This window comes from Enterocloster bolteae (assembly GCF_002234575.2).
GTDB lineage: Bacteria > Bacillota > Clostridia > Lachnospirales > Lachnospiraceae > Enterocloster > Enterocloster bolteae.
On the sequence record NZ_CP022464.2, the window covers coordinates 4,812,813 to 4,833,896 of the forward strand.

Here is a 21,084-nt window from a genome sequence, read left to right on the forward strand (position 1 = left end):
ATAAATGATTTATACAATTACGGAAATGACAGAAAAACATTATTATGGCAAAGCATATGTCCAGTATGCGGCCTGGTTTGAAACATACAGGGGATTAATGCCGGATGAATTTCTTGATAACAGAAAACTTGAGTCTTGTTATGAGTCCACGCTGAAGCATCCTCAGGACACCTATGTGGCCCTTGTGGACGAAACAGTGGCGGGCTTCATATGGTATTCACCGGATGCAAGGGAATATACACGAAAAACAGGCATGTCTGAAATAAATGCCCTTTATGTATTAAAAAAGTATCAAGGCCACGGCATAGGCAGAGCTCTTATGGAAAAATCCCTGAGTATGATGCCCCATAAAGAAGCCGTATTATATGTCCTCCGGGGCAATAACCCCGCAATTGGTTTTTATGAGCATATGGGTTTTATGCTTACCGGTAATACATTTACGCAGGATACCGGATTTGGGAATATTGTTGAACTTGAGATGATGCGGACCGGCAGATTAACCGGCCCATAAGCCTGTGCCTGCGGTTTTGGCAGGACAGGCAAAATACAAACAAACACCGGGAAATAACGGCTCCAAGTCCGTACCTACCGGTGTTTGTTCTCATAATTTACTTCTTATGCAGGATTTTTATACCCTGCTTTTCTATTTTATTTCATTGACTTTAATTGCTTTCTGTATCCCCATCCTCTGGCACTATAAGCTTTCCCTTGAGGCTGGAAGCCATTTTAAGGGTTGGAAATTTTGCGTGATAAAGAGCTATGGCCTCGTCCGCGTCTTTCCGGTTCATCGTAAATTCGTATTCCTTTCCATCCGCCATCACGCACACCAGCTCCGTACTGGTGCCGCGCCCAACCTTCTTTACCTGGAACCGAACCTTTTTAAGTTCCTGGTTCACCAGAATCACTGGCTTACCCACGATTCCATATGTTAGATCCTCACCAATCCAGAATGTGCCGCTTATCTTCCGGGCATTCCGGAAATCTTCATCCAGCCTTTCCCTGTTTATGGTTTTATGGCTGTCCAGAAACGTCCGTACTGCTGCGACATGATGTTTTTTCAGCATGGAGGACAGGATAAATAGCCCAAGGAACGCGATAACGGCCCCGAGGCCGGTGGTGCCCATGGCACTGGAGGGTGTCTGGTTATCCAGCATGCCTGCCCAAAAATAATAACCCTCCGTTTCCGTCTCCAGGTCAAAACTCCGGACCGCCCTGTCATAGTATTTTTTGCCATCACCCTTCAGTTTCTTCAGGGTGCCTTCCACATGCAACCCCTGAGGCGGATCGGAACGCACACCCTTTAAATAATCCCAGGTTTCGTCCATAATCCGGTCCATTTCCGCCTCCATTTTACCGGAAATACGCACAGGAACAGCTCCCGCCTCCTCATCCAGCACCAGATAATATATACTGCTCTTGGTGCGCACCCCGCTGCGGGTACGGTAGCTTTCCATGAAGGCATCCAGCACATAGTTTATATCAAAGCTTACATATTCATCCCCGGCCTGTTCTGTCCCGTATACTTCACGGAGCGGAACTGCACCCCGAAAATACTTTATCAGATAGCTGCCTACCAGTACCATCAGGCCAATCCCAAAGGCAGTTACCAACAGACCTACAGGCACATTGACGCGCACCATGGCCTTTTTGAATTCTGTTTCCACCGTTCTCCTGTTTGTATTATCGCTTCCCATACCATATATCCCCCTCATTGTTATCCCGGCAGTACCGATCCTCCGGCAGTGTCAATTCCGGGACACCGGCTCTCCAATTCCTCCTGAAGCGCCCTGGCAGCTTCCCGTGATGTCTCGGCCCATGCGGTTTTTTTATCCTCAGTCATCAGATGGATGGTCAGGTAATGAGCCTGCTTTCTGGTTTTTCCGACTTTCACATAGTATGTATTATCCTTGATGTACGCTTGTGTAAGCCGGCTAAGTTTCAATACGCATGGCATGTTGCCGCCGTAAAGACAGATATAATCCCTGGTCAGAATTCCCCTCTTCTGTCCGGTGGTAAAGGATTTCAGCTTTCCAAGGTGATTCAGGATCAGGCTGTCCGAACCCATGGCCTGTTTGTCAAATTCCCGTATCTCCTGTTCCTCTAATCCGCCGGCCTTGGCAGCAACGCGAATCCAATCATCCACAGTCTTTCTAATATCTTTGGTTATAAAAAAAACAGCTACTCCGAATACCGCCACCAGCAAAAGAAAGAAAACCGAAATCCCGATTCCCACTCCCAGCATATTTTCCTCTTTATCCCGGATGATTTCCAGGGTTCTGTTTATGGACCAGACCAGGCCGGCTATGCTGCCCGCCAGAAAGGCTCCCATAAAAAACAGGCCCAGGCCCGCATTGACTCCCTTCATGGCCTTTTTATGAGCCTTAAACACAGATCCTTCCGGATAATGCTTTTGCTTGTACTCCTCGTTCATACTCTCTAAGTATGTTTCTTTGTTCTGGGCTGTCATATACTGTTTCCTCCTCTTTTGTAACAATGGCATTTCCGTGATAGAATGCAGAAATGTTTCAGTCATTCTTTCCAGTTTTATTATACGTATGAATCGTAAAAAAACAATTGGTACAGCATAAGCCGTACTATTTCGGCACAAAAAGCAAGACGGTATCATTCAGCCATCTCGCAAATCAATTTCCTGAATGAACCGTCCTGATTCTTCCCTGTAACTGTAATGTCCTTGATATTTTCCAATAATCCCCCGTATGCTCTCCATTCCAAACCCATGATACCTCTTATCCTGTTTTCTGCTTTCAAGATTGGGATTGTTCTTCAGCACAGACCCTGATATGGTATTTTCCATGAAAATCTCGGTTGTTCCGTCCTCTTCCCTCACCACCAGCTCCAGTTCACGTTCTGTCTCAACCGCCATGCAGGCTTCGATTCCATTAGAAAGCAGATTATACAAAAGGGTGCCCATGTCCATGCTGTCAATCCTGTCCGGCCTTCCCATAACCACATACCGGAACCGGATTCCCTTTTCCCTGCACTCCTGAACCGCTTTAATCAGGGCTGCATTTAATCCCTCATTGCCTGTATCCTGGGGCAGTTCAGGATAGTTTCCCAGGTCTGCTCCCATGCGTTCAATATATTCGGCCGCCTCTGCGTACCGTTCCTTTGCCACCAGACGGTACAACACATTAAAGCGCCCCTTCATATCATGGCGCAGGCGGTTTACCTCCCGGCCCATTCTGTATAAATCCCGAATCTGTTCCTCCTGCTGGCACTTGGTTTCTCTTCTGAATTCCGCCTCGCGTTCTTCCCTCCGGTACCGCTCCAGCCTGTGGTAAAAGCCTCCTATAAAAACAATCACCCCAAAAATTCCCATTAACATACAAAGAGCCAGAACATATCTCCCTCTCTGGTCCAGTCTGCCTTCCTCCATAAGAAACATTCCCATAATCAGAATAAACATGCAGAAAAATGTTCCTGCCAGCATTCCATCCTCAGCCTGGACCGGTCCCTTTTTCCGTCCGTACAGTGCCAGAGCTGCCCGGCCCATGGAAAATTTAAGGGCACATCCTGCCAGTATGGGAAATACCACCGCGTCCCGGTCCATGATCATCAGTGTATTAAGACTTCTGCCTGTAATAATCCCCAATGTCCCATAGATCATATAAGAACTGCTGATGGCTATCAGAATCCACAAAAGACTGTGAACAATGACCTTTTGCGCCTTCCCATTCAGGGCAATCAAGCCATATGCAGTCAATACCACGCCATAGCTGATTCCCAGGAATCCTTCAAAGACAATATAACGGTTGAGCAGGACCATGATTCCATAATAGGCAAGGCATCCGCCTGTAAACAGCATGATTCGGGCAGCACCGGAATATTTCTTATCAAAACCATGGTCCATATATTCCATTGCCACGAGGGTGGACAATACATCAATCACATAAGCGGCTGCCGTGCTTTCTCCCATACTCCATCATCATCTCCCTTACGCCTTTTTTTCTGTCCCTTCCCATAGGAATAACTGCCCCGGTTTTAAGAACAGCATCCTGTTTTTCTATCTGGGAAATATACGCCTGATTCACCAGATAATTCCGGTGAATACGTAAAAAACCATAATCCCTCAGTTCCTCCGCCACAGGCTTTAAGCTCCCGTAAACAGAGTACTCCGCTCCGCCGGACATTTTGTAGGTCAGTGTATGGCCATTACACTCTATGTACATGATATCCCGCAGAAGCACCTCGCCTGCGCCAAAGCCCCCCTGAATTTTATAACTGATTTTCCTGCGGGCCGTCACCTGAAAATACTTCTGCAGCGCCCGTCCCATATCCCGTTTTAAAAGTCCCTTCCTTACAAACCACAGGGGCATATATTCGTGGGCATCAAACACCCAGCTCTCATGACTGGAAACAAATATAAGCCGGGTCTCCGGACAGCTAATGCCCAGCTGCTCTGCCAGCCAGAACCCATCCCTCTCCGGCATCTCAATATCCAGAAACACCAGGTCAAAGGGCTGCTGCTGCCCTGCTTCATATAACCTGCGTCCATCGGTAAAAAGACTTACCTGCATGTCCACGGTTCCCGGCATACTGCCGATATACTCTTTTATTTCCTCTTTGATCTGCTCCAGGTATACCCTGTCATCATCGCAGACAGCCACACGGAGTGTTTCCATGGGATTGACCCCCTTTTTTATTCTTATGATTGTGGGCAGGTGGTGCTTGTGGTTGGGTTGGGGTTAAGTTTGGTTTGGTTGAGTTGGGCATGGTTGGGGTAAGTTTCGCAGCATTGGGGTAAATTGTATTGAGTAAGTTGCATTGAGTAAGTTGCAATGGGATAAGTCAAGTCGAGTTAGACCCATATAATTTAATCCGGTTTAATCCCATGTCTTCCATACTTCGGGCTGATAACCAATTGTAGCCTTCTTACCATTTCTGACAATGGGCGACTTCAGGACTTTCTGGTTTTCCAGGACTTTCTCATCCCGGTCTTCAGCAGCAATGTACTTGATTAATGCCAGTGCGTCCTTATCTTTGCAATCATCATTCAACATAACATCCAGACCGCCCACGGCCTGTTTCACACTTGTGTATTCCCCCTTACTCATGCCTTTTTCTTTTAAGTCGATTAATTGGTATTTGATGTTCCGCTCTTTGAAGTAGCGTTCGGCTTTCTTTGTGTCAAAGCATTTTTTTGTTCCGAAGATTTGTATATTCATTGGGTAGTCCTCCATTCCATACTATAACAATGCTTCCAGGCCGGGTACCTGGAAATTTGCGGTATGGTTTATTGTCTCGCCAGCCGCGGCCTGCCGATGAAATTTCTCTGAGCCTTGCAAAATCTAAAAATATAATGTATAATAAGCATATAAAAGAGCAACCGCCCACAAGGTGGAAGCCTACGAGTCAATTTACGTCCTACATGAGGACGCGCCTATCCTGTTGGCTGACAGGGTAGGCATTTTTTTATTTCTTGTTATGCCTGTCTATGTAGGTCAGTAATGCGATAAGGAACGAGCCGCCCAAAAAGAGCAGACTTAAAATTTCATATGTTCCCATAACACACCACCTCCCCTCTCTTGTAAGATGGGAGGCTGCCACCCTGTACACGGTGCTCATGAAAGCATTATAGCAGGAAATTTCCAGATAATCAACCGGCGGTTCCCAGGCTGGTTCTACAATGGCTCTACACGTTATAATGTCACAGCAATGTCACGGAGGCATAAAAAAGCCCGGGAACACGCATAAATACGTGGTTCCCGGAACTTAGGACGTTATTCGAATTCAATCGTAGCCGGCGGCTTCCCCGTGCAATCATACAGCACCCGGTTAACCCCCTTAACCTCATTCACAATCCGGCTGGTCACCTTCCCCAGCACTTCCCATGGAATCTGAGCTGACTCCGCGGTCATGAAATCAGATGTAAGCACAGCCCTCAGGGCAACAGCATAATCATAGGTTCTCTCATCGCCCATGCAGCCAACAGACCGCATATTCGTCAGAGCTGCAAAATACTGGCCCAGATTCTTGTCCACCCCGGCCTTTGCAATCTCTTCCCTGTAAATCGCATCAGCGTCCTGTACAATGCGGACCTTATCAGCTGTCACCTCACCGATAATCCTGACGCCCAGACCAGGTCCCGGGAATGGCTGTCTGAATACCAGATACTCAGGTATACCCAGCTCCAGTCCGGCCTTTCTCACCTCATCCTTGAAAAGCAGCCTTAAAGGCTCTACCAGTTCCTTAAAATCTACATGCTCCGGCAGTCCGCCCACATTGTGATGAGACTTGATGACAGCAGATTTACCCAGGCCGGACTCAATCACATCCGGGTAAATGGTTCCCTGTACCAGGTAATCCACTGCGCCAATCTTCTTTGCCTCTTCCTCGAATACACGGATGAACTCCTCGCCGATGATCTTACGCTTTGCCTCAGGCTCTTCCACGCCCTTCAGCCTGGCGTAGAAACGTTCCTGGGCATTGACACGGATGAAGTTCAGGTCATACGCACCTTCTGGTCCAAATACAGCCTCTACCTCGTCTCCCTCATTCTTACGCAACAGACCGTGGTCCACGAACACGCAGGTAAGCTGTTTGCCAATGGCCTTGGACAGCATGACGGCAGCCACAGAGGAATCCACACCGCCGGACAGAGCGCACAACACCTTACCGTTGCCAATCTTCTCCCTCAGAGCCTTGATGGTGGTATCCACAAAGGAATCCATCTTCCAGTCGCCGGAGCATCCGCAGACATTATATACAAAATTGGAGAGCATTCTGGTGCCTTCCTTGGTGTGAACCACCTCAGGATGGAACTGCACCGCATAAAAATTCTTCTCCGGACACTCCATGCCGGCTACCGGGCAGGAGTCTGTATGTGCAGTGATGCGGAAGCCCGCCGGCACCTCTGCAATGTACACGCCGTGGCTCATCCAGCATACGGTCTTGGAAGAAACGCCATCAAACAGCTTGGAGGAAGTATCCACATCCACTTCTGTGTGTCCGTATTCGCTGACCACAGCCTTCTTTACAACGCCATCCAGCAGGTAGCTCATAAGCTGGGCACCATAGCAGATTCCAAGAACCGGTATTCCCAGCTCAAATATCTCCTTTGAGCAGCGGGGTGCCCCATCTTCAAACACAACGTCAGGTCCGCCTGTGAAAATGATTCCCTTTGGATTCATTTCCTTGATTTTCTCCAGGCTCATATCATAAGGATGCACTTCACAGTATACGCTGCATTCGCGGACACGGCGTGCAATCAGCTGGTTGTACTGGCCGCCAAAGTCCAATACAATAATCATCTCTCTGTTCATGAGATTCGTTCCTCCATTATTTTACGGATTTTCCCACCAAAACAATTATAGTAAAACTGTATCCTAGAACGGGTTTGAAAATACCCTGTATCCGACACCCCACAGCAGCCTGTCTGATGAAAGCTGTGCGTAACCCGCCTGCTTCCGCTGCTGCCAGTGCCAAAGGTCTAACCAGATACAAACCATTTCCAAACCCGCCCTTATTATATACCTTGACCCAATTTACCGAAAAATATTTATTCCCTATAAAATTGAAAGAGATTGTACAGAATAGTACAATCTCTTTTTTATCTTTCGTATAAATACATTATAAAGCAGAGAACGACAAATATCAAGCTATTTTGACACTTTTTTCAGAATTTTTTACTGGCTATTTGACGAGCATTTATATTATGATTTTTTGCCGAGATTTTTTTGCCGGAACTCCTTATCGGAGCTTTTTAACAGACTCTCATCCTCCGCCCCATCTTCCGCACTGCCTCATCTTCTGCTCCGCTCCATCTTCTGCTCTGCCGCAAACCCTTTAATTAGATAACTTCCTTCCGCAGAATCCTCGCAATCCTCTCCTCATCCAGTCCGCGTATTACCTCCACGGCCATTCTGACAGTGGCGTCCACGTCTTCTTCCGCGCAGAAATTATAGTGGCTGTGTACATACCTGGACGGAATGCCTAACACCAGTACCGGGACCGCCTTTCCCGTGAGGCTGATTTTTCCGGCATTTGTGCTGCCGCCCCGGCGCACTGCGTCCTGGTACTTGATTCCAAGCTTATCTCCTGTCTCCTGGGCAAAACGTATGAATTCCACGTTGGAAATGTAGCTGTTGTCCATGTGGCGAATCTGCACACCGCTCCTTAAGCATCCCTGGGCAATACCGGCACGGAAATAGAAATCATCCGCCGGTGATCCCTCAAACACAATGGCCAAATCAGGCTGAACCTGCTGTGCCGTCACCGTGGCCCCCCTGGTACCCACTTCCTCCTGGGCCGCAAATGCGCCTACCACTTCCACTGCCAGCTGGTCCGCCTCATCCCGAAGCGCCTGCATGGTGTCAATAATGCTCACACAGCCCAGACGGTTGTCAAAAGCCTTGCCGTACAGAATTCCATTTTCCTTATGATACTCAAAGCTTACATCCGGCATAATAGGGTCGCCCGGGCGGATTCCATAGACCTCCGTCACTTCCTCCCGGCTGCTGGCACCCACATCCACCAGGATATCCTCGATTGCCAGGGAGTTGTCGTTTTTCTGAGCCGCTGTCAGAAAATGAACTGGTTTGGATGTGGTGATTCCCCTGTGCTTTTTCCCGTCCCTTGTCCTTACGATGACAGAGTGGGCGGGCAGGCTGGTGAGATGGAATCCTCCCAGCATCAGAATACTTAAAAGTCCGTTTTCCAGTATGGACTGTACCATGAATCCGCACTCGTCCAGATGGGCGTCCAGCATGAGCACGGGGCGCCCGGCCTTTTTCTTCTTCATGGTGGCGTAAACATTGTACATAGCATCATTTGCCACGTCCAAACCCCCGCACCAGTTCTTTACTTCCCGGATGACCTCGTCCTCAAATCCACTGGGACCAAAGGCATTGGTCAACGCTTCGATTTCTTTTATGTTTGCCATGATTTCCTCCAGGTATGAGACGCAAAGTGCCGCATCACATGGTACCGCTCCTGCCATACCATGCCTGCGGCACTGCATCTGCTTAACTTATTTCTGCTTAACTTATTTCTTCTAAACTTATTTCTGCTTTATTGATTTCTACTCTATTTATTTCTGCCTAACTTATTTCTGCCTAACTAATTCTGCTCTGTTTATTTCTGCCTTACTTATTTCTGCCTTACTTAATCTGCCTCACTTATTTCTGCCTCACCTATCTCTGTCCAACCTCCCCTGTCTCCGCAGGAAAAGCCTTACAGTGAAACCTTCTTAAGCTCCTCAATCAAATCCAGAATATAGTCGGCTGTGGTCTGTACCATCTCCTGGCCCCACTCCACGGTGGCAGTGTTTGGATGATCCGGTCCAATCCATCCATTGTCTGTCACCTTTGGTGTGTTCCTGAGAATTTCAATCTCAACACCCTTGAAGCGCACGGTACGGAAGCCGGTAGCCACCAGGTTTTCGGTGAGATTGGTCATTTCCAGAGGGAGGTCAATCTTGCTCATATCTACCAGTGAGGGGTCAACTGCCATGATGCCAGCTGTCTCCTCGCCGCCGCCGTGTCCGCCCTTCCACTCAGGCTTCATATCCCAGGCCATCAGCCACCAGTTCAGCATCACGACCATGGCGCCCTTCTTGTCAAATTCCAGGCCGATGCGCTCGATGGTCTTGATATTCCCTCCGTGTCCGTTGAGCACCAGAATTTTCCGCGCGCCGTGCTTGTACAGCCCGTCCACAATCTGGTATACATACTGGTACAGTACGTCGGAATCAATGTTGATGGTTCCCGGATAATCAGCCAGTGACTGGCATGCTCCGTAGGGAATCATGGGCGCGATGAGGATGTTGTCATTTTTCTCCTCAATCAGATCCAGGATTTTGTCAGGTATCAGGGTGTCTGTTCCCAGCGGCATATGGCGTCCATGGCACTCCGTACTGCCGATTGGAAGAATGACCATGTCATTTTCCTTAAAATACCGTTCCGCTGTTGGCCATGTAATCTTTGATAATCTCATGATGCATCTCTCCTTTTACTTCTCTTATTTTGCAACCTTTACATGCTCCAGCTTGTGGTAGCCGATTGGATCCATCACGAAACCTTCCACCTTGGCGTTGGCGCCTGCGGTGATGGTGCTGTAGTAGATAGGTGCGTTGTTGTTCACTTCTTTTAACTTCACAGCCAGGTCCTCATATGCTTTCAGTCTCACGGACTCATCTGCGCTGGTCCTTCCTGTCTCAATGAGCTTGTCTACCTCAGGATCTCCGATGAAGCTGCGGTTTCCGGCTGCTCCCTGCTGTGAGGAGTGTTCCAGTGAATAGTAGGTGTAGTCTGCGTCTGTGGTGGAGGTCACCCAGCCAAAGTATCCCATGTCATGCTCCCCTGCGGAAGTCCTGGAAATAAAGCTGCCGAATTCCATTACCTCGATGTTGCAGGTGATTCCCACATCCTGAAGCATGGCCTGTACAGCCTGGCATACCTCTACACGTGTCTGGTTGTCATTTACCCAGATGCTGGTCTCGAATCCGTTTGGATATCCGGCCTCGGCCAGAAGGGATTTTGCCTTCTCAGGGTCATACTCATAAGCGCCAGGGCTGAAGTATCCGAATACGGCCGGTGCAATGATGGCGTCAGCCGGCTCTCCGGATCCGCTGGCAATGGTGTCGATAATCAGCTGGCGGTCAATGGCGTAGTTAACGGCATCCCTTACCTTCTGGTCATCATATGGCGCCTTGTTCATGTTCATGGAAATGTAGTAGCAGGTCAGGGATGGAGCCTCAAACAGCTGGAGGTCGGAATTGCTCCTTACCTTCTCCAGGTCATTTGGAAGCAGGTCGTAAGCCAGGTCCACTTCTCCTGTCTCCAGGGCGATGGTTCTCTGGGATGCCTCAGGGATAACCTTCATAACCAGCTTCTGTGTCTCTGCCGGTCCTGCATAGTAATCGTCAAAGCGCTCCAGGGTAACGGAATCGCCCTGCTTCCACTCTACAAACTTATATGGGCCGGTACCGATTGGATGAAGCTTGAAGGCTTCCTCGTCTGCCTCCACCACTGCCTTTGGAACAATGGCTGCAAATGGTACGGAAAGGTTTCTCAGAGCCGGTGCATAAGGCGCCTTCAGCTCTACATTAACTGTATAATCGTCTACCACGTCTACCTTGTCGATAAAGTCAACAATGTAGGAAACAGCGGCGGAATTAATGGCCCTGTCCAGGGAGAACTTTACATCCTCTGCCTTCACCTCAGAACCATCGTGGAATTTCACGCCCTGGCGGATGTGGAATGTGTAGGATGTATCGGAATTCTGATCCCAACTCTCTGCAATCTGGGGCTGCAGCTCTCCGGTCGCAGCGTCAACAACAGTCAGCGTGTCGAAAATCTGGTCCGTAACCTCTACAGCCGGCGTCTCCTTTCCCTGATGGGGATCTAAGGAAGTAACATCCGCTCCCTGCGCCCATACCAGCGTATCCTTGTACTCCCCTGAACCGCCGGCGCTTCCTCCTGCCTCTGCTCCCTTGGAACCTGCCTCTGTCTGAGCGCTGCCGCCTTCCGTGGAGGTCTGTCCGGACTTGGAACAGCCGGCTGCACTTACTGCCATTGCCGCCACTAAGGATAATGCAATGACTTTCTTCCATGTTTTTCTCATACTAGCTCCTCTCTTTCTTACATTTCTCTCTGTCAATATTGCTCTCTATAAATACCGGACCACAGGCTCCTGCCCTGGATTTCTCCGGAATTTAACCCTGCTCCTGAACCATACGGCAGCTCACAAAGTGCCCCGGCTCCATTTCCTTTAAAGTCATTTCATTGCTGGTACAGCCTTCCGTTGCATAAGGACAGCGCTTTGCAAACCTGCATCCCGGCTCCGGGTTGATAGGCGATGTGAGCTCGCCCTTTAGCGGAATGCGCTCCATCTTAAAGTCCGGATCAGGAACCGGTATGGCTGACAGCAGCGCCTTTGTGTACGGATGCATGGGATTCTTAAACAGCGCCTTGGCAGGTGCTGACTCCACCATCTGTCCCAGATACATGACCACGATGTCATTGGAAAAGTGCCTTACCACCGACAAATCGTGTGTAATAAACATATAGGTAAGGTTCAGCTCCTCCTGCAGATCCTGCATCAGGTTAAGGATCTGGGCCTGGATGGATACGTCCAGGGCCGATACAGGCTCGTCGCATACAATGAACTTTGGATTGACCGCCAGCGCTCTGGCGATTCCGATTCTCTGGCGCCTGCCGCCGTCCAGCTCATGGGGATATGTGTTTACCAGACGCTTGGCCAGTCCCACCAGGTTCATGATCTTCTCCACCTGCTGGGTGATGGCGGCCTTTTCATTGGGCTTGTAAATACCCTGCACCAGCAGCGGTTCAATGATTGCCTCGCTGACCGTCATCCTGGGATTCAGGGAAGCAAAGGGGTCCTGGAATATAATCTGCATATCCTTCCTCAAATCCTTTAGCTGCTTCTTGTTGTAGCCCAGGATATCCCTGCCCTCAAAATAAACCTTGCCGCTTGTGGGTTCGTGAAGCCTCAGGATAGCCCTTCCCATGGTGGATTTTCCGCATCCGGACTCCCCTACCACTCCCAGTGTCTCCCCGGTACGGATGGAAAAGTTTACATCGTCCACCGCATGGAGAGTGCCCTTGGGGGTTGTAAAATATTTTTTCAGATGTTCCACACGTAATATCTCTGTTTTCTGTTCCTGCATATGTCAATCTCCTTTTCTTAGCGGTAGCGGATGCAGCGGACCTGGTGGGTTCCGCCTACAGTCACCATCCCGGGATGGGTCTTGGAACATTCAGGAACCGCATACTTGCACCTCTCGCAGAAAACGCAGCCCTCAGGCAGCTTGGTGGGGTCGGGCATCATGCCGTCAATGGCCTGAAGCCGCTTCACATCGCTTGTCAGGCTGGGAATGGAACCAAAGAGTCCCTCCGTGTACGGATGTTTTGTGTCCTTGTATATTTCCCGCAGGGTTCCGTATTCCACCACTTCCCCCGCATAGATGATTGCCACGTAATCACAGTTCTGGGCAACCACCCCCAGGTCGTGGGTAATGAGGATCATGGATGTGTTATTTTCAGATTTAAGCTTGTATATCATCTCCAGCACCTGGGCCTGTATGGTAACGTCCAGAGCCGTGGTGGGCTCATCCGCAATGAGCAGCTTGGGGTTGCAGGCCAGGGCGATTGCAATGACCACCCTTTGCTTCATACCGCCTGAAAACTGGTGGGGATACTCTCCAAAACGCTCTGCCGGGATTCCCACCCTTTCCAGCATGTTTTCAGCCCATTTTCTGGCCTCCTGCCTGGACAGGCTGGTGTTGTGGTTCTCGATTACCTCCATGATCTGCTCGCCTACCGTGAGCACCGGGTTCAGGGAGGTCATAGGATCCTGGAATATCATGGAAATGTCCCTGCCGCGAATGGCCTCCATTCCATTGGTGGAAAGCTTCAACAGGTCCTGTCCCTCAAAAATCACCTCTCCGCCCAGAATCTTGCCCGGAGGATTGGGAATCAGCCTCATAATTCCTTTTGCCAGCGTGGTCTTTCCCGCACCGGTCTCTCCCACCAGTCCAAGGGTCTCTCCCACGCCGATATGTATATTGACGCCGTTTAGCGCCTTTACCACTCCGTCATCCGTTTCATAGTGGATGACCAGATCTTTTACTTCCAATAATGGTTTATCTGCCATGTCATACTCGTCCTTTCTTAGTGTTCATCCGTCAGCTCTTCAAACGCGGGTCAAGGGCATCTCTCAGTCCGTCTCCCACCAGGTTAAGGGCCAGGATGGTGAGCATGATTCCCATGCCCGGGATGATGGTGACATGCCATGCGTCGCGGATATAGCTTCGGGCATTGGACAGCATTGCGCCCCACTCAGGGGTGGGCGGCTGGATGCCGAGTCCCAGGAAGGAAAGTCCTGCGATGGAAAGGATGGCTCCTGCGATTCCCAGGGTCACCTGCACGATAATGGGCGCCATGGAATTGGGAATCACGTACTTGATGATGATGCGCCAGTCGCTGCACCCAATGGAGCGGGCCGCTTCAATAAACTCCTGGTCCTTCACCGTAAGCACCGATGCCCGGACCGTTCTGGCAAAGGTGGGCACATAGGAGATGGCAATGGCAATCAGCACATTGGTGATGCTGGTCCCCAGGGCCGCCACGATGGCGATAGCCAGAAGCATGGACGGGATAGCCAGAAGAATGTCCATAATTCTCATGATGATATTGTCAGCGGTCTTGCCGTAATACCCTGCGAAAGCTCCCAGGAGACCGCCGAAGATACATGAAATGATGATGGCCACGGTTCCCATAAACAGGGAGTACCGGACCGCCCAAAGCATGCGCAGCAGCATGTCCCTGCCGAACTCATCCAGCCCAAAGGGGTGTGCCAGGCTTGGTCCCTGCAGACGTCCCCTCAGATCCTGCTTTACCACGTAATTCAGGTAAATGGATTTGCCTGTAACCGCGTCAATGATGATGGTTGCTATTGCTATGATGACCAGTGCCAGGATAAAATACATGCCAATCATGGCCAGCCGGTTCTTTTTGAATCTGCGCCATGCCTCGCCCCACAGGGAGCGCTGGTCGCCTTCCGCTTCCGCGGCAATCAGATGTTTCTTTCCCATGAACTGCACCTACTTTCTCTTGTATTGTGATTTAATTCTCGGGTCCACAAAGGCGTATATGATGTCTACCGCCAGGTTGACCACGGTAAACATGATTGCCAGAAAGATAACAGACCCCAATACCATGGGAATATCTTTTGACTTGATGGAATCCACCATGAGACGTCCCAGGCCCGGCCAGGAAAATACGGTCTCTGTCAGCATGGCGCCTCCCAAAAGGGTGCCGAACTGCAGGCCCACTGCCGTGATAATCGGAATCATGGCATTCTTAAGCATGTGGCGGGTGGTTATTTTCTTATCGGAAACCCCCTTTGCCCTGGCTGTGTCTATGTAATCCTGACGGATAACCTCCAGCATGGATGAGCGTGTCATACGCGTAATCATGGCAGCAGCCCCTGTGCCCAGCGTCACCGCCGGAAGGACCAGGCTCTTGATGAGAGGTATGAATCCCTCCCCCATTCCCTGTGAAGGCAGCCAGCCCAGGGTCAGCGCAAACAGAATAACCATCAGCAGGCCGAACCAGAAGTTAGGCATGGCCACGCCAATCAGTGAGAGCAGCATGGCTGTATTATCCATCATGGAATACTGTTTCTTGGCGGAAATAATTCCCGTGGGAATTCCTATCAGAATGGCTACCAGGATACCTGCCACTGCCAGCACCGCTGTGTTAGGAAACCGCTCCATAACCTGCGACCATACGCTCAGGTTATTTTTATAGGATGTGCCCAGGTCCCCGTGAAGCATATTAATCATATAATGTCCGTAACGGACCAGCAGAGGGTCGTTGAGTCCCAGCTCCTCCCTCTTCATGGCCAGCGCCTCGGCTGATGCCTGGTCACCCAGGATGATTGCCGCCGGGTCGCCCGGTGACAGGTTCAGAATGAAAAACACAATGAACGTCACGCCGATAATGACCGGAATCAGCATAAGCAGTCTTTTTAACACATACTTGTACATTTTTCTCTCTCCAATCCTCGTATATTTGCTGCATTAACGCAGCGAAGCAAAATACATATTTCACAACCCCGCACAGGGGTTTGAAACCAAAATAATAAAAAAGAAGCCTTAGGATTTGAAACTCCCTCGCTTCATTCAAATTATAAAACAATATATCAAAATTGTCAACAATCATTGTTTAAATTTTACACTTTAAATATTTTGTCAACATTTCTATTGTGCTTTTTTTCAAATCTATGATATACTTGTCTGTATATTAAATCTAAGTGTCTCTCTGGGGCGCACACATCCTGGAGCCGGCACATGTTTGGGAGGTAAGAAAATTTGAAACAGATTGGCGGATTTTTTACATATGAACCACTGCCCGAAACCGAGAACCATTATCTGGAAAACCTATGCCCGCCAGGAGGAAGCCTGCGCTTTTTCATGTCCGGCAGATGTGCCAACTACTATGCGCTCCAGGATATCTGCCTGTCCGACACCAAAAAAGTGGCCTATGTGCCTGTCTACACCTGCGAGACAGTCCTGGCCCCTTTTCTGAAAGCCGGCTATGAACTTTTATTCTACGATGTATCCAGGGATTTGACCCCCATTTTTGATGAAAGGGTCCTGGACCGCATCAGCGTTGTCAATCTCTGCGGCTATTACGGCTTTTGCAGCTACGACAGGGAATTTATACGGAAGTGCTCCGAACGGGGCATCATCATTGTGGAGGATACGACCCACTCCATCTTTTCAGCCGACGGTGTTGACCCTCACTGCGATTATGTGGTGGGCAGCATGCGCAAATGGATTGGAGTACCGGCTGGCGGATTCGCTATTAAGAGGAAAGGCGGCTTTTCCCTTCCCGTTCTGCCTCCTGATGAAACCCATCTTTCCATGCGCAGTATGTCCATGAGAGGCAAACAGCAGCTTCTGCAGGCAGGGACTCCCGACCCCCAGGCCATGCAGAAGTTCAATGATACCTTCTGGGACGCCGAGATGATGCTGCGCCGCATCTTTGATTCCTATGGAAGCGACCGGGATTCAGAGTACATCATCCGGCACTATGACTTTGAGCAGCTGAAACAGAGACGCCGTGCCAATTACCAGTATCTTCTGGAGCATATGCCGGAACATCCCCAGATTACCGTGATATTCCCGGTTCTTAAAGAGGGCGCTGTTCCCAGCCACTTTACCGTGTATGCAAAGGACAGGGACATGGTCCAGTCCTATCTGGCCGGACAAGGCGCCAAGACCACCACCTATTGGCCCCAGGGCCCCATGGTGGACACCGAAGGCCATGGCGACGCGGACTACATCTACAGCCATGTGCTGTCCTTTACCTGCGACCAGAGATATGGAACTGAGGATATGGAATATATATGCAGACAGATAGAGGGGATGCCTGAAGAGTAAGAGCTGAAACATAGAGGAAGCATATGAATTAAAAGTATGAACCGGCAGCATGATCGAACACATACATATATTTAAAAAGCGGAAATACGGGAACGTGATACAATCGTCTTCACGTCCTGCATTTCCGCTTTTGCACATCCGCTTTTATTTTTTGTCCCTGTGCATCCGCAATTACACATGATAAAACAGTTCCTGGTTCTTCATCTTCATTCCGATCCGGTAAATTCTCTCGCCGTTGGCTATGTAGTGGGTATTGATTGCGCTCCTGGACTGTTCCAGGTTTCCCCGCTGCAGGATTTCCAAAAGCCATTTATGCTCCAGATAGTTATTTCCCCGCCGTCCTGCCTGGGCAGCAATGTCCTCCTGGTCCAAATCCACCTGTTCTTCAGACACATACCCGTTGATTTGCTTGATGGTATAGAACATGGCTCCGTTTAAGGGGCTTAATGTCTCCCACAGACTGGTCAGACGCTCCATCTGGCCTGATAATAAAATCTGTTTATGGAATATCTCATCATACTTGATGATTTTCCCCATGTCGTCCTCTGACACTGCCTCCTTCATGGCCAGCACCGCATCCTCCATAAGAAAAATGCTGTCGCTCAGGAGACGGCCCCCGCACCGCTCCAAAGCCAGGTTTTCCAGGTTGCCCCGCAGAAAGAATATCTCATAGGCATCCTTAGGCGAAAGCATGGTGACAGAGTACCCTTTATTGGTCTCATAATCCAGAAACCCTTCGTACATCAGCTGCTTCAGCGCATCCCGCACCGGCCCCCGGCTCATCCCCAGCGTTACGGCTATATCATTTTCAACCAGCTTTTCTCTCTGAGCCAGCTTTCCCTGAAGAATCTGCTCCCTCACATAATCTGCTGCCACCTCTGAAAGACTTCTTTTTTTTTCCTTATCCATTACAATCCCCGCTCCTAGCACTGCTCTTTAACCTGTCCATTATAACGTAGGCCCTGCGCAAATGTCAAAGGATTTTCAATATCCATGATATTTTCCAGATTGTCCGAGCTGTAAAAAGACCGGCTGACAGACCGGTTCCTGAACTGAGCCGGAGCCGCTATGGCATCACATTCCATCTCCACACAGGCACAGACCTACGCCCTCCTGCGGGCCGCCTTATCCCTGGTTTCCCTATAAATTCCGTCTGTTGTCCACACTTTTTCCATTCTATACCTGATTCCTGTCTTTTTAGAAAAAGGCGGGGACTACCTCATCCCCGCCGCGCTCCGGCCGCTCCCGGCCGCATCTGCTGTCATAACTGTTGTCAATTCAGATATTTCTTTACATACATTCCCGTATAGGATACCGGACAACGGGCCACTTCCTCCGGTGTTCCCTTTGCAATCACCGTTCCGCCCTTGTCCCCGCCTTCCGGACCAATGTCGATGATATAATCCGCTGTCTTGATTACATCCAGATTGTGCTCAATAACCACAACCGTGTTGCCTCCCTCCGACAGCCTGTGAAGTATATCAATCAGCTTATGGACGTCTGCGAAATGAAGTCCGGTGGTGGGCTCGTCCAGGATGTAAATGGTCTTTCCCGTGCCTCTCTTGGACAGCTCCGTGGCCAGCTTGATTCTCTGGGCCTCGCCGCCGGACAGCTCCGTGGACGGCTGTCCCAGCCGGATGTATCCCAGTCCCACGTCATACAGGGTCTGTATCTTCCTGGTAACAGAGGGTACATTTTCAAAGAACTTAAGAGCCTCCTCCACAGTCATGTTCAGCACATCGTAGATGTTCTTTCCCTTGTACTTCACATCCAGGGTCTCACGGTTATACCGTTTGCCGCCGCACACCTCGCAGGGCACATATACATCCGGCAGGAAATGCATCTCAATCTTGATAATGCCGTCTCCGCTGCACGCTTCACACCGGCCGCCCTTTACGTTAAAGCTGAACCTTCCCTTGCTGTACCCCTTTGCCTTGGCGTCCGGAGTGGAGGCGAACAGGTCCCTTATGAGGTCGAATACACCTGTGTAGGTAGCCGGGTTGGACCTGGGAGTACGCCCGATGGGCGACTGGTCGATGTCGATAATCTTATCCAGCTGCTCCACGCCCTCGATGCTCTTGTGCCTGCCCGGTATGGTTCTGGCCCTGTTCAACTTCCTTGCCAGGGATTTATAAACGATTTCATTCACAAGGGAACTTTTGCCGGAACCGGACACGCCGGTCACACATGTCATGATTCCCAGGGGAATGTCCACATTGATGTTCTTTAAATTGTTCTCCGCCGCGCCCTTTACTGTAATCCAGCCCGTGGGCTTTCTTCTCTCGGCAGGCACCGGAATCTTCACACGCCCGCTTAAGTAAGCTCCTGTAATGGAATCCGGGTTCTTCATGATTTCCTCGGCCGTCCCCATGGCAATGACCTTTCCGCCGTGCTCTCCCGCACCAGGTCCGATGTCCACGATGCAGTCCGCTGCCCGCATGGTGTCCTCGTCATGTTCCACCACCAATACGCTGTTGCCCAAATCCCGCAGATGGGTCAGCGTCTTAAGGAGCTTGTCATTATCCCGCTGATGGAGTCCGATGCTGGGCTCGTCCAGGATATAGGCCACTCCCACCAGGCCGGAGCCTATCTGGGTGGCCAGACGGATGCGCTGGGCCTCACCGCCGGACAAAGTGCCTGTGGCCCGGGACAGGGAAAGATAATCCAGACCCACGTCAATGAGAAAGCATATCCTGGCCCTGATTTCTTTCAGAATAGAAGCGCCTATGGTCTCCTGCATAGGAGTCAGCTTCAGCCCGTCCATGAATTCCTTAAACCGGACTATGGACATGTTGGTGGCTTCATATATATTCATCCCGCCCACCGTAACTGCGAGGGACTCTTTTTTAAGCCTCTGCCCCTTACAGACCGGACAGGGGGTAATCCGCATATAGGTCTCATATTCCGCCTTGGACGCTTCGGAAAAAGTCTCCTTGTAGCGGCGGTTTACATTCTCAATCAGGCCCTCAAACGCCACGTCATAGACGCCCTCGCCTCTCTGACTCTTATAGCGGACCTTCACCTCCCGGCCTCCGGTTCCGTATAACAGCACATCGTGGATTTCCTTGGGGTAATCCTGGAAGGGCGTATCCAGCCTGAAATCATAAGCTTCGGACAGCGCTTCCAGGATTGCCCTTGTAAAGCTGCCCTTGTCCGCACAGGACTGCCATCCCATGACCACGATTGCGCCCTGGTCTATAGACAGGGACTTATCCGGAATCATCAGGTCCTCGTCAAATTCCATCTTATACCCCAGGCCGAAACACTCCGGACAGGCTCCAAAGGGATTGTTGAAGGAAAAACTCCTTGGCTCCACCTCGTCAATGCTGACTGCACAGTCAGGACAGGAAAAGCTCTGGCTGAAATTCACCGGCTCACCGCCGCTCACATCCACCATCATCAGTCCGCCGCTCAGGGCCATGACTGTCTCTATGGAATCTGTAAGCCTTTTTTCAATACCTTCCTTTACAATCAGACGGTCCACCACGATTTCAATGTTGTGCTTGATGTTCTTCTCCAGCCGGATTTCCTCTGAGAGCTCGTAGAGATTGCCGTCAATGCGGACCCTCACATAACCGCTCTTTCTGGCCTGGTCCAGCACCTTCACATGCTCGCCCTTGCGCCCTCTGACCACAGGGGCCAGCAGCTGGATTTTGGTCCGTTCAGGCATGGACATAATCTGGTCCACCATCTGGTCAATGGTCTGTTTGTGTATCTCCTTGCCGCATTTTGGACAGTGGGGTATACCGATTCTGGCATATAAAAGCCTCATGTAGTCGTAGATTTCCGTAACCGTTCCCACAGTGGAACGGGGATTCCGGTTGGTGGACTTCTGGTCAATGGAAATGGCCGGCGACAGACCCTCTATGCTCTCCACATCCGGCTTCTCCATCTGTCCCAGGAACTGCCTGGCATAGGAAGACAGAGACTCCATATAACGCCTCTGCCCCTCAGCATAAATGGTGTCAAAAGCCAGGGATGATTTGCCTGAACCGGACAGTCCTGTAAGGACCACCAGCTCGTTCCTCGGTATATCCACGGAAATATCCTTCAGATTATGCTCATTCGCCCCGCGGATTTTAATGTACTGCTTTGCCATCGAACATGCTCCTTGTCTTTTATCTTAATTGGCTTCTTGTAAAAATGTTCTTTCT

The 21,084-nt window shown here is 50.2% G+C and carries 18 protein-coding genes; 2 read left to right on the forward strand and 16 right to left on the reverse strand.

Annotation, left to right across the window (positions count from 1 at the left end; all coding sequences use genetic code 11):
* Positions 1–4: 4 nt before the first annotated feature.
* The gene (locus tag CGC65_RS22240; protein WP_002568523.1) at positions 5–511 is read left to right on the forward strand and encodes a GNAT family N-acetyltransferase; all 507 of its coding nucleotides are present in this window, start codon (positions 5–7) and stop codon (positions 509–511) included.
* A gap of 151 nt (positions 512–662) precedes the next feature.
* Here the strand turns inward: CGC65_RS22240 and CGC65_RS22245 are convergent, their stop codons facing one another.
* The 14 genes from CGC65_RS22245 to CGC65_RS22305 all read right to left on the reverse strand — a co-directional run bounded on the left by CGC65_RS22245 (position 663) and on the right by CGC65_RS22305 (position 15,532).
* The gene (locus CGC65_RS22245; RefSeq protein WP_002568524.1) at positions 663–1,694 is read right to left on the reverse strand and encodes a DUF6709 family protein; all 1,032 of its coding nucleotides are present in this window, start codon (positions 1,692–1,694) and stop codon (positions 663–665) included.
* 20 nt (positions 1,695–1,714) lie between these two features.
* Positions 1,715–2,467, reverse strand: a complete 753-nt coding sequence (locus CGC65_RS22250; RefSeq protein WP_002568525.1) for a hypothetical protein — start codon at positions 2,465–2,467, stop codon at positions 1,715–1,717.
* 159 nt (positions 2,468–2,626) lie between these two features.
* Entirely contained in the window at positions 2,627–3,937 is a 1,311-nt protein-coding gene (locus tag CGC65_RS22255) for a sensor histidine kinase (RefSeq protein ID WP_002568526.1), read from the reverse strand.
* Positions 3,903–4,643, reverse strand: coding sequence for a LytR/AlgR family response regulator transcription factor (locus CGC65_RS22260; RefSeq protein WP_002568527.1), 741 nt, complete (start codon positions 4,641–4,643; stop codon positions 3,903–3,905). The genes CGC65_RS22255 and CGC65_RS22260 overlap by 35 nt, the downstream gene beginning before the upstream one ends.
* A gap of 201 nt (positions 4,644–4,844) precedes the next feature.
* Positions 4,845–5,186 (reverse strand): arsenate reductase family protein, encoded by a 342-nt coding sequence (locus CGC65_RS22265; RefSeq protein ID WP_002568528.1) that lies wholly within the window; start codon positions 5,184–5,186, stop codon positions 4,845–4,847.
* 247 nt (positions 5,187–5,433) lie between these two features.
* Positions 5,434–5,586 carry a putative holin-like toxin gene (locus CGC65_RS32815; RefSeq protein ID WP_330369685.1) on the reverse strand — a complete coding sequence of 51 codons (153 nt, stop codon included), beginning with the start codon at positions 5,584–5,586 and terminating at the stop codon, positions 5,434–5,436.
* A gap of 155 nt (positions 5,587–5,741) precedes the next feature.
* The gene (guaA, locus tag CGC65_RS22270) at positions 5,742–7,283 is read right to left on the reverse strand and encodes a glutamine-hydrolyzing GMP synthase (RefSeq protein ID WP_002568530.1); all 1,542 of its coding nucleotides are present in this window, start codon (positions 7,281–7,283) and stop codon (positions 5,742–5,744) included.
* Positions 7,284–7,810: 527 nt separating this feature from the next.
* A complete protein-coding gene (locus tag CGC65_RS22275) occupies positions 7,811–8,902 on the reverse strand; it encodes a M42 family metallopeptidase (protein WP_002568531.1) in 1,092 nt (363 codons plus the stop codon).
* Between the two features lie 290 nt (positions 8,903–9,192).
* Positions 9,193–9,954, reverse strand: a complete 762-nt coding sequence (locus CGC65_RS22280; RefSeq protein WP_002568532.1) for a creatininase family protein — start codon at positions 9,952–9,954, stop codon at positions 9,193–9,195.
* Between the two features lie 24 nt (positions 9,955–9,978).
* Complete coding sequence (locus CGC65_RS22285) at positions 9,979–11,583, reverse strand: ABC transporter substrate-binding protein (RefSeq protein WP_002568533.1); 1,605 nt, start codon at positions 11,581–11,583, stop codon at positions 9,979–9,981.
* A 91-nt stretch (positions 11,584–11,674) separates the two neighbouring features.
* Entirely contained in the window at positions 11,675–12,649 is a 975-nt protein-coding gene (locus tag CGC65_RS22290; protein ID WP_002568534.1) for an ABC transporter ATP-binding protein, read from the reverse strand.
* A gap of 17 nt (positions 12,650–12,666) precedes the next feature.
* Positions 12,667–13,635 carry an ABC transporter ATP-binding protein gene (locus tag CGC65_RS22295; protein WP_002568535.1) on the reverse strand — a complete coding sequence of 323 codons (969 nt, stop codon included), beginning with the start codon at positions 13,633–13,635 and terminating at the stop codon, positions 12,667–12,669.
* Positions 13,636–13,666: 31 nt separating this feature from the next.
* Positions 13,667–14,575, reverse strand: a complete 909-nt coding sequence (locus CGC65_RS22300; protein ID WP_002568536.1) for an ABC transporter permease — start codon at positions 14,573–14,575, stop codon at positions 13,667–13,669.
* A gap of 9 nt (positions 14,576–14,584) precedes the next feature.
* A complete protein-coding gene (locus CGC65_RS22305; RefSeq protein WP_002568537.1) occupies positions 14,585–15,532 on the reverse strand; it encodes an ABC transporter permease in 948 nt (315 codons plus the stop codon).
* 324 nt (positions 15,533–15,856) lie between these two features.
* On the opposite strand from CGC65_RS22305, the gene CGC65_RS22310 reads away from it, so the two are divergent.
* Positions 15,857–16,930 carry an aspartate aminotransferase family protein gene (locus CGC65_RS22310; RefSeq protein ID WP_002568538.1) on the forward strand — a complete coding sequence of 358 codons (1,074 nt, stop codon included), beginning with the start codon at positions 15,857–15,859 and terminating at the stop codon, positions 16,928–16,930.
* Positions 16,931–17,101: 171 nt separating this feature from the next.
* On the opposite strand, the gene CGC65_RS22315 is transcribed toward CGC65_RS22310, so the two are convergent.
* Positions 17,102–17,839, reverse strand: a complete 738-nt coding sequence (locus CGC65_RS22315; RefSeq protein ID WP_002568539.1) for a GntR family transcriptional regulator — start codon at positions 17,837–17,839, stop codon at positions 17,102–17,104.
* A gap of 364 nt (positions 17,840–18,203) precedes the next feature.
* Complete coding sequence (gene uvrA / locus CGC65_RS22320) at positions 18,204–21,029, reverse strand: excinuclease ABC subunit UvrA (RefSeq protein ID WP_002568540.1); 2,826 nt, start codon at positions 21,027–21,029, stop codon at positions 18,204–18,206.
* Positions 21,030–21,084: the final 55 nt, after the last annotated feature.

Excerpts from the sequence above, each read along its gene's own strand:
- CGC65_RS22240 (WP_002568523.1), top strand. The coding sequence starts at position 5 with ATGATTTATACAATTACGGAAATGACAGAAAAACATTATTATGGCAAA.
- CGC65_RS22245 (WP_002568524.1), bottom strand. The coding sequence starts at position 1,694 with ATGGGAAGCGATAATACAAACAGGAGAACGGTGGAAACAGAATTCAAA.
- CGC65_RS22250 (WP_002568525.1), bottom strand. The coding sequence starts at position 2,467 with ATGACAGCCCAGAACAAAGAAACATACTTAGAGAGTATGAACGAGGAG.
- CGC65_RS22255 (WP_002568526.1), bottom strand. The coding sequence starts at position 3,937 with ATGGGAGAAAGCACGGCAGCCGCTTATGTGATTGATGTATTGTCCACC.
- CGC65_RS22260 (WP_002568527.1), bottom strand. The coding sequence starts at position 4,643 with ATGGAAACACTCCGTGTGGCTGTCTGCGATGATGACAGGGTATACCTG.
- CGC65_RS22265 (WP_002568528.1), bottom strand. The coding sequence starts at position 5,186 with ATGAATATACAAATCTTCGGAACAAAAAAATGCTTTGACACAAAGAAA.
- CGC65_RS32815 (WP_330369685.1), bottom strand. The coding sequence starts at position 5,586 with ATGAGCACCGTGTACAGGGTGGCAGCCTCCCATCTTACAAGAGAGGGG.
- guaA (WP_002568530.1), bottom strand. The coding sequence starts at position 7,283 with ATGAACAGAGAGATGATTATTGTATTGGACTTTGGCGGCCAGTACAAC.
- CGC65_RS22275 (WP_002568531.1), bottom strand. The coding sequence starts at position 8,902 with ATGGCAAACATAAAAGAAATCGAAGCGTTGACCAATGCCTTTGGTCCC.
- CGC65_RS22280 (WP_002568532.1), bottom strand. The coding sequence starts at position 9,954 with ATGAGATTATCAAAGATTACATGGCCAACAGCGGAACGGTATTTTAAG.
- CGC65_RS22285 (WP_002568533.1), bottom strand. The coding sequence starts at position 11,583 with ATGAGAAAAACATGGAAGAAAGTCATTGCATTATCCTTAGTGGCGGCA.
- CGC65_RS22290 (WP_002568534.1), bottom strand. The coding sequence starts at position 12,649 with ATGCAGGAACAGAAAACAGAGATATTACGTGTGGAACATCTGAAAAAA.
- CGC65_RS22295 (WP_002568535.1), bottom strand. The coding sequence starts at position 13,635 with ATGGCAGATAAACCATTATTGGAAGTAAAAGATCTGGTCATCCACTAT.
- CGC65_RS22300 (WP_002568536.1), bottom strand. The coding sequence starts at position 14,575 with ATGGGAAAGAAACATCTGATTGCCGCGGAAGCGGAAGGCGACCAGCGC.
- CGC65_RS22305 (WP_002568537.1), bottom strand. The coding sequence starts at position 15,532 with ATGTACAAGTATGTGTTAAAAAGACTGCTTATGCTGATTCCGGTCATT.
- CGC65_RS22315 (WP_002568539.1), bottom strand. The coding sequence starts at position 17,839 with ATGGATAAGGAAAAAAAAAGAAGTCTTTCAGAGGTGGCAGCAGATTAT.
- uvrA (WP_002568540.1), bottom strand. The coding sequence starts at position 21,029 with ATGGCAAAGCAGTACATTAAAATCCGCGGGGCGAATGAGCATAATCTG.